Annotated in this window: 1 protein-coding gene; it reads right to left on the reverse strand. The window is 58.0% G+C overall.

Features of this window, described 5'->3' with window-relative positions; translation table 11 throughout:
- Positions 1–293: hypothetical protein (locus JEM65_RS22175; protein ID WP_199603939.1), on the reverse strand; the 293-nt coding region annotated here is incomplete at both ends.

Consider the following 293-nt stretch of genomic DNA (forward strand, 5'->3'; position numbering starts at 1 on the left):
CTTGATAGACTTCAGGCATGCCGCCTTCACCTACCTGATACATGCTTCCAGCAGATACAGGGCCGCCATTCTTGCGCTTACCAGCAATGCCACCGGATAACGCCATTGCCGCGATTACTGCACCGATACCGATAGCGGCAGCGCCACCAAAGGATCCTATTGATGCCACAATTGCCGCTGGAGTCCATGCGGCTGTGGTTGTTGCTGCTGCCGCAGTGCTGGCTGCGGTGGTGGTTGCCGTGCCTGCTACCGATGCGGCCGTTGTGGCTGTTGTGGCAGATATTTGGGCGGTA

Source organism: Gelidibacter salicanalis (assembly GCF_016469035.1).
In the GTDB taxonomy this organism is placed as follows: Bacteria; Bacteroidota; Bacteroidia; order Flavobacteriales; family Flavobacteriaceae; genus Gelidibacter; species Gelidibacter salicanalis_A.